The 8,195-nt window shown below is 67.3% G+C and carries 8 protein-coding genes; 4 read left to right on the top strand and 4 right to left on the bottom strand.

The features are described from left to right. The 4 genes from KBI52_RS15870 to KBI52_RS15855 form a co-directional block, all read left to right on the top strand. The coding region (locus KBI52_RS15870; RefSeq protein WP_210808631.1) for a DUF1428 domain-containing protein at positions 1-192 on the top strand (192 nt) is incomplete at its 5' end. Between the two features lie 8 nt (positions 193-200). After that, positions 201-977, top strand: coding sequence for a VOC family protein (locus tag KBI52_RS15865; protein WP_210808629.1), 777 nt, complete (start codon positions 201-203; stop codon positions 975-977). A gap of 17 nt (positions 978-994) precedes the next feature. Beyond that, the gene (locus KBI52_RS15860; protein ID WP_210808627.1) at positions 995-1,651 is read left to right on the top strand and encodes a glutathione S-transferase family protein; all 657 of its coding nucleotides are present in this window, start codon (positions 995-997) and stop codon (positions 1,649-1,651) included. Between the two features lie 47 nt (positions 1,652-1,698). Further along, a complete protein-coding gene (locus KBI52_RS15855; protein ID WP_210808625.1) occupies positions 1,699-2,403 on the top strand; it encodes a DUF899 family protein in 705 nt (234 codons plus the stop codon). Between the two features lie 16 nt (positions 2,404-2,419). Here KBI52_RS15855 and recN read toward each other — a convergent pair whose 3' ends face one another. The 4 genes from recN to ftsZ form a co-directional block, all read right to left on the bottom strand. Further along, positions 2,420-4,096: a DNA repair protein RecN gene (recN, locus tag KBI52_RS15850; RefSeq protein ID WP_210808623.1), complete on the bottom strand. Its 1,677-nt coding sequence runs from the start codon at positions 4,094-4,096 to the stop codon at positions 2,420-2,422. A gap of 12 nt (positions 4,097-4,108) precedes the next feature. Then, positions 4,109-5,005 carry an outer membrane protein assembly factor BamD gene (locus tag KBI52_RS15845; protein ID WP_210808621.1) on the bottom strand — a complete coding sequence of 299 codons (897 nt, stop codon included), beginning with the start codon at positions 5,003-5,005 and terminating at the stop codon, positions 4,109-4,111. A 193-nt stretch (positions 5,006-5,198) separates the two neighbouring features. Then, on the bottom strand, positions 5,199-6,143 hold the full coding sequence (gene lpxC / locus KBI52_RS15840; RefSeq protein ID WP_173947384.1) for a UDP-3-O-acyl-N-acetylglucosamine deacetylase: 945 nt from the start codon (positions 6,141-6,143) through the stop codon (positions 5,199-5,201). A gap of 292 nt (positions 6,144-6,435) precedes the next feature. Continuing rightward, positions 6,436-8,133, bottom strand: coding sequence for a cell division protein FtsZ (gene ftsZ, locus KBI52_RS15835; RefSeq protein ID WP_173947383.1), 1,698 nt, complete (start codon positions 8,131-8,133; stop codon positions 6,436-6,438). Positions 8,134-8,195 lie beyond the last annotated feature (62 nt).

The following is an 8,195-nucleotide window of genomic DNA, read 5'->3' as shown; positions in this document are numbered from 1 at the left end:
CGCCGCTCGGTGCAGGCCAAGGACGACGAGACCGTGGTGTTCAGCTGGATCGAGTATCCGTCGAAGGAGGTCCGGGACGCCGCCAACCACAAGATCATGACCGATCCGCGCATGCAGGCCATGGGCGAGCAGATGCCGTTCGACGGCAAGCGCATGATCTTCGGCGGCTTCATGCCGATTCTGGATGTGTAAGGTGTCACATGGCCAATCAGCACGGCGACTTCATCTGGTATGAACTTCTCACCCGCGATGCCGACGCGGCCGCGCGCTTCTATGGCGCGGTGGTCGGGTGGCAGGAGCGGCCCGCGGAGGGCTCCGACCGCGGCTACCGGGTTTTCGGGATCCGGGGCGTGGATGTGGGCGGTTTGATGCCCTTTCCGGCAGGCGCCGAGAGCGCGGGGATGCGCCCCACCTGGCTCGGCTACGTGGCCGTCGACGACGTCGATGAGACGGCGGCCGAGATCGTGCGGGCCGGAGGCACCCAGCACATGCCGCCGACCGACATTCCCGGCGTGGGCCGGTTCGCCATGCTCGCGGACCCGCAGGGCGTCATGCTCTACGTGATGCGCGGCGCCATGGACGGAACGAGCACCGCTTTCGACCAGAGCCGGCCCGGCCATTGCCACTGGAACGAGCTCTCCACGAGCGATCCCGCGGCGGCTCTCGCCTTCTACACGGCCCGGTTCGGCTGGACGAAGGGCGGCGCCATGCCGATGGGCGAGATGGGCGACTACCAGTTCATCGACCATGGCGGCCGGACGATCGGGGCCGTCATGAGGCGTACGCCGGATGGGCCGCCGCCGGCCTGGACCTTCTATTTCGGCGTCGAGGACATCGACGGCGCGGCGAAAGCCGTCTCGGGTAACGGCGGCACGATCCATTACGGACCCGCCGAGGTTCCGGGCGGCATGTTCATCGTCGTGGCCACCGACCCGCAGGGGGGGCTGTTCGGCCTCGTCGGCCCGCGCAGGGCGTGATTCCAGGAGGCAACGCCATGACCATCCATGTATCGGCTTTCAAATGGGTGCCGCCCTTCGCGCAGGGCTATGTCCGCGATCTTCGTGTGCGCTGGGCCCTCGAGGAGGCCGGGCTCCCCTACGAGGCGACCCTGATCGACCCGGCCGTCCAGGCCACCACGGCCTATCGGGAATGGCAGCCTTTCGGCCAGGTTCCGGCCTACCGGGACGATGCGGTCGAGATCTTCGAATCCGGCGCGATCGTGCTGCATCTCGCGATGCGGTCCGAGGCGCTCGCACCGGCGGACGAAGCGGGTCGCGCCCGGGTCATGACCTGGGTGATCGCCGCCCTGAACTCGGTGGAGCCGTTCGTGCAGAACCTGGTTCAGCTCGACGTCTTCCATGCGGGCGAGGCCTGGACCAAGGAGCGCCGGCCGCAGGCGGAGGCCATGCTCTCCAAGCGATTGGCCTCTCTCAGCACCTGGCTCGGCGAGCGGGATTATCTCGAAGACCGCTTCACGGCGGGCGACCTGATGATGGCCATGGTCCTGCGCGAGCTGGTCGAGACCGGGCTTTTGGAGCGCTATGCCAATCTCGGCGCCTATGTCCGCCGGTGCACCGACCGGCCGGCCTTCAGGAAGGCCCTCGAGGCGCAACTGCAGCCGTTCCGGGAGAACGCGCCCGCGACCGCCTGACCGGGTCATCCCGACAACCCTGAATGGACCTCGAGACGGAGCCTTCCATGCCCCATACGCTCATACCCGCGGCCGAGCTCGCGCGCCGCTCGCCGGTCCGCTTTCCGAACGAAAGCCCCGAGTACCGCGCCGCACGCACGGCCCTGCTGGCGGAGGAGATCGAACTGCGCCGCCACCTGGAGCGTGTCGCCGCCCAGCGCCGCGCCCTGCCGCCCGGCGGCGAGGTGACCGGCGATTACCGCTTCGACGGGGAGGACGGCCCGGCGGGCTTCGCCGACCTCTTCGGTGACAAGCCGACGCTTGCCGTCTACAGCTACATGTTCGGGCCGCAGCGTGAACGCCCCTGCCCCATGTGCACCAACCTGCTCGGAGCCGTCGAAGGCAATGGCGCCGACATTCAGCAGCGCATGGCGTTCGCGGTCGTGGCGCGCTCGCCGATCGGGCGGCTCGTCGCCTGGAAGGAGGAGCGCGGCTGGAAGAACCTGAAGCTTTATACCGACCTCAACGGCCACTATTCCCGCGATTATTTCGGCGTTCTGGAGGACGGTTCGGAAATCCCGGGCTTCAACGTCTTTACCCGCCGCGACGGGACGATCCGGCATTTCTGGAGCGGCGAGATGACCGGCGATTCTGCCGATCCCGGCCAGGATCCCCGCGGCGCCCCGGATCTCGCGCTCCTGTGGAACGTGCTCGACATGACCCCCGAGGGACGCGGCACGGACTGGTATCCGAAGCTGACCTACGGGGCTTGAAACCCTGTGTCCGCCCTCAATGGGCGGCCGCCTCGAGCAGCCGCGCCGCGGCCGCGCGGGCCTCCTCGGTGATCGTCGCGCCGGCGAGCATGCGGGCGATCTCCTCCCGCCGCGGCGTCGCCTCGAGCGGGATCACCCGGGTGGCGACCCGATCCTCGGCCCCCCGCACTCCCTCCTTGGCGATGAGGAAGTGGCTGCCGGCCTTGGCGGCGACCTGGGGCGCGTGGGTGACGGCCATGACCTGCACCTTGCGCGCGAGCCGCGCGAGCCGCTGGCCGATGGCGTCCGCCACCGCGCCGCCGACGCCGGTGTCGATCTCGTCGAAGACCAGGGTCGGAGCCGAGCCCTTATCCGCCAGCACCACCTTCAGGGCCAGCATGAATCGGGACAATTCGCCCCCCGACGCCACCTTCATCAGGGGACCGGGGCGGGTGCCGGGATTGGTCTGGGCCCAGAATTCGATGCGCTCGAAGCCGCTCGGATCCCGGCTGGTCTCGTCGATCTGGATGTCGGTGATGAACCGGGCACGCTCCAGCTTGAGGGGCGGCAGCTCGGCCTGAACGGCGGCATCGAGCGCCTGAGCGGCCTTCTTCCGGCCCGCAGAGAGCGCCTTGGCGCTCTTCACGTAAGCGTCGTCGGCCTCCTTCAGGGCCTTCTCCAGGCCCGCCAGCTGCTCCTCGCCCGCGTCGATGGCGGCCACGTCGTCCTCGAAGCGCGTGCGCAGGGCGGCGAGCTCGTCGGCCGGAACGTCGTATTTGCGCGCGGCAGCCCGAAGGGCGAAGAGACGCTCCTCCGCCTGCTCCAGCTCGCGCGGGTCGTATTCGGTGGCTCGGATCGCGTCCTCCAGGGCAGCCCTCGCCTCGTCGATGGCGACGAGCGCGGAGTCGAGCGCCTTGACGCTGGGTTCCACCAGGGCCGGCGCCTGGGTGCCCCGGCGCTCAAGCTTGCGCACGGCGGCCGAAAGCTCGTTGACCGGCGACGTGTTACCGGCGACGACCTCATAGGCCTCGTTGAGATCCTGGGCGACCTTCTCCGACTGCATCATCACGACCCGCCGCTCGGCCAGGGCCTCCTCCTCGCCGGCCTGCGGATTGAGGGTGGTCAGCTCCTCGACCGCATGGCGCAGGAAATCGGCCTCCTTGCGGGCCTTCTCGATGCGGCCACGATGCTCGTGCAGGGCGTGGCGCGCCTCGCGGGCGCGGCGCGAGGCCTCGGCCACGGACTGGACCTCGCCCGCAAGGCCGCCGAAGGCGTCGAGGATCGCCCGGTGCGTGGCGGGATCGACGAGGGCGCGGTCGTCATGCTGGCCATGGATCTCGACCAGGGTCGCGCCGATGGCCTTGAGCACCTGCACGCTCACAGGCTGGTCGTTGACGAAGGCGCGGGTGCGCCCATCGGCCACCTGCACGCGGCGCAGGATCAGATCGCCGTCGACATCGATGTCGGCATCGGCCGCGATGCGGCGGGCCGGGTGGTCGAGCGGGCAGTCGAACACCGCCGTGACCTGACCCTGGCTCTCGCCATGGCGCACGAGGCTGCCGTCGCCGCGGCCGCCGAGGGCTAGGGCGAAGGCATCGAGCAGGATCGACTTGCCAGCGCCCGTCTCACCCGTGAGGACGCTCAGGCCCTCATGAAAGTGAAGCTCAAGCCTGTCGATGAGGACGATATCGCGGATCGCCAGCTGGATGAGCATGGAGGGTGAGGCTTAGCCCGTGCGCTGACTGACCTGGGGAACGCCGCGGAACGCCTTGCTGATCCAGGACTGGGAATCCTCGCGCGGCTCGACGCCGCCCTTGGTCAGCAGAGCATGGGCGTCCTTGTACCAAGGACTGTCAGGGAAGTTGTGGCCGAGAACGGCGGCTGCGGTCTGCGCCTCGTTGACGATGCCCATGGCCATGTAGGCCTCGGTGAGGCGCTCGAGCGCCTCTTCCACGTGGCGGGTCGTCTGGTAGCGCGAAACGACGGTGCGGAAGCGGTTGATGGCACCCGCATAGTTGCGCTTCTGCAGGTAGAAGCGCCCGACCTCCAGCTCCTTGCCGGCGAGCTGGTCGCTGGCGACCTGGAGCTTCTTCCGGGCATCGGCCGTGTATTCGGAATTCGGATAGCGCTGGATCAGCTCCTGCAGGGCCAGAATGGCGCGCTCCGACTTCTCCTGATCGCGGGTGATGTCCGGGATCTGATCGTAATAGGACGACGCCATCAGGTACTGGGCGTAGGCCGCATCCGACGTGTTGGGATAGCTCTGGAGGTAGCGCTTGGACGCCGTGATGGATTCCTCATAGAAGCCGCCCTCGTAATTGGCGTAGGCCTCCATGATCAGGCCCTTGCGGGACCATTCGGAATAGGGAAACTGCTTGTCGAGGCTGCTGAACTTCTTCACCGCGCCGTTGAAGTCGCCCTTCTGCACCCGGGCCAGACCATCGTTGTAGATCTCTTCCGCCGGGGCACCCGTGACGATCTCGGGCTTGTAGGTCTCGCTCTTGTCGAACGGATTGAGCGACGAAAGGGATTCGCAGCCCGCGAGCCCCAAGGCGCAGACGCCAAGGATCAGAGCGCGGGCGGACGCGCCTTTCATACCTGCATAAGCCTTCGCGAACGACATGCCTCGCGGTCCTCCAAAAACCGTGCCCGATGTTTTAACGATGCACCGAGCGTTCTTTAGCCCAAGCATGGGGCCAGAGCCAAGCCCATACGTGATGGTTTACCCAACAGGAATTAAGAAAGCCTGCACGAAATCATGCGGCCAATGGGCGCTTGCTGCCTGGAGCAGGGAGACGGAGCCGCCGGACGGCGACTCAGTGCATCTCGGGAGCGAGAACCGAGGCCGCCATGCTGCCGATCTCGGCATAGCCCGTCTCGCGGCGCGGAACGGCGTCCACGATGGCGTAGTTGGAGCGGCTCGAGAACAGAGCCTCGAGCACCGAGAAGTTCATGCGGTGACCGCCGCAATAGGACCGGTAGGTGCCGAGCAGGGGCAGTCCGGCCAGGGACAGGTCGCCGACCGCGTCGAGCAGCTTGTGACGGACGAACTCGTCCGCGTAGCGCAGGCCCTCGGGGTTCATGATGCCGTCGTCGCCGATGGCGACCGTGTTCTCCAGGGAGGCGCCGAGCGCGAAGCCGGCGCTCCAGAGCTTCTCCACGTCCCGCATGAAGCCGAAGGTGCGGGCGCGGGAGATCTCGCGGCGGAAGACCGAGGGTGAAAGGTCGACGGCCTTGCGCTGGCGGCCGATCACCGGGGTGGGGAAATCGATCTCCACGTCCAGGCGGAAGGCGCGGTCGTTGGGAAGAAGCTCGGCAAAGGCTTTGCCCTGCGTCACGCGCACGGGCTTGAGCACCTTGAGGTAGCGGCGCGTCGCGCCCTGAACCGCGATGCCGACCTGGTCGATCGCATCGATGAACGGGGCCGAGCTGCCATCCAGGATCGGAACCTCCGGCCCGTCGATCTCGACGAGCACGTTGTCGATGCCGAGGCCGGACAGAGCCGCCATCAGATGCTCGATGGTGGCGACCGCGCCCGTGTCGCGGTCGCCGATCACCGTGCAAAGCTCGGTGGCGGTCACCGCCAGATGCCGAGCGTCGATCAGTCGGTCCAGGCCACCGGACAGGCCGGTGCGCAGGAAAGCAATGCCATGGTTCACTTCAGCCGGATGAAGGATCATCTTCACTTCATCCCCGGAATGGACTCCGGTTCCAACGAGGGTCACGGCGGCGCGAAGCGTGGTTTGCTGGCTTTGCTTCATTATTCCTGAACCTCAACTACCCTTGTCGCCAAACTGAGCCTGTTTCGCCGGGGAAGCTGCATTTGCTGCGTTGTGACTTCCGACCGGCAGGCTTCTCATTAGCGCTGCCCCTTTGATGTGAGGGCACCTTAGTCCCCCTGCCAGGCTAGGCCAAATCACGCTTTCTTACTTTGTGTTACAATTGGGATAACTCCCAAGTGATTGATGTTAATGATTTTTTAACAAAGAAGGCCCCCAGCCGGACAGGGCTGGGGGCCTTTTGCAACAATTCCTAACGTTACGTTAGGTCAAGTTAGTTGGCCTGACGGCGCAGGAAGGCGGGAATCTCCAGCTGATCGTCCTCGGAGTGAGCCCGGGGAGCCTGGGCCATCGGGGCCTGCGCGGGACGCTGAGCCTGGGGCGGAACGGGCCGGCGGGCATACTCGGCATGGACCGACGACATGGGCTGGCGTGGGGCCTCCTGGCGCGGCTCGGCGGGAGCGTGCTGGGGCTCCTCGCGGCGGCCGAAGCCGATGGTCGCGAGGCGCTGGATCAGGGACGGCTTGTGCTCGTGGGAGGGCTCCTCCCCACGGCTGGCCCGGATCTGGTTCTGGGCCGGCATCGGGAGTTCGTCGATCCTCGGCATCCGGGCCGGACGCATGGCGCGCTCTGCCTGGGGCGGGATGAACGCTCCCTGCTCTACCGGCTCCTCATAGACCGGCTGCTGCGGAGCCGGAGCCTCGTAGGCCACTGCCTGGCGGGGCTGAGCCGGCGTGAGGACCACGTCGTCGCGAATCACCGGCTGCGGGGCCGGTTCGACCGGCTGGGCGACGGCCACGGGAGCGACCGCGGCGACCGGGGCCATGGCGGCCACGCTATGGGACAGGGACGGAGCCGCCTTCACCGGTTCGGCTTGGGCGGCGGAGCGAAAGGTCGGCGTGACTTGAGGGGACGTCGCGCGGGCCCGGGCCTCGGCGCGCAGGCGCTCGGCCACCTCGGAGATCCGCTGCTCGGTGGCCGTCAGATCACCGCCGTTCTCCAGCATGGCATGGTCGATGCCGGTCGCCACGACGGACACGCGGATGATGCCCTCCAGGCTCTCGTCGAAGGTTGCGCCGAGGATGATGTTGGCATCCTGGTCCACTTCCTCGCGGATGCGGGTCGCGGCCTCGTCGAGCTCGTAGAGGGTGAGATCGTTGCCGCCCGTGATCGAGATGAGCAGGCCGCGCGCGCCCTTCATCGACACGTCGTCGAGGAGCGGGTTCGCGATGGCCGCCTCGGCCGCCCGGATGGCGCGCTTCTCCCCGGAAGCCTCGCCGGTGCCCATCATGGCCTTGCCCATGCCGCGCATGACGGAGCGCACGTCGGCGAAGTCGAGGTTGATGAGGCCTTCCTTCACCATCAGGTCGGTGATGCAGGCGACGCCGGAATAGAGCACCTGGTCGGCCATGGCGAAGGCGTCCGCGAAGGTCGTCTTCTCGGTGGCGACGCGGAACAGGTTCTGGTTCGGGATCACGATGAGCGTGTCCACCGCCTGCTGCAGCTCGTTGATTCCGGCTTCCGCCAGACGCATGCGGCGCACGCCTTCAAACTGGAACGGCTTCGTGACGACGCCGACTGTCAGTATACCGAGCTCGCGGGCCGCCCGCGCCACGACGGGAGCCGCGCCCGTGCCGGTGCCGCCGCCCATGCCGGCGGTGATGAACACCATGTGCGAGCCGGCGAGCTGATCGCGGATCTCGTCGATCACCTCTTCGGCCGCCGCGCGGCCGACTTCCGGCTGAGAGCCGGCCCCGAGGCCCTCGGTGACCTGGACGCCCATCTGGATCACGCGCTGCGCCTTGGAGGAGGCCAGAGCCTGAGCGTCGGTGTTCGACACCACGAACTCGACGCCTTCGAGACCCGATTCAATCATGTTGTTCACGGCGTTTCCACCGGCGCCACCGACGCCGAAAACCGTGATGTGCGGCCTGAGTTCCCGGATGTCCGGAGCTTGCTGATTGATAGCCATGACCTGTGCCTCTTCTGGCCTTGTACTGATGAGCGTTTGGCGGACGCTGACCCTTGTTAACT

This window comes from Microvirga sp. HBU67558 (genome assembly GCF_018069605.1).
Taxonomy (GTDB): domain Bacteria; phylum Pseudomonadota; class Alphaproteobacteria; order Rhizobiales; family Beijerinckiaceae; genus Microvirga; species Microvirga terrae.
Note: the sequence above shows the minus strand (reverse complement) of the source record. Positions and strands in the feature narration are given on the sequence as shown.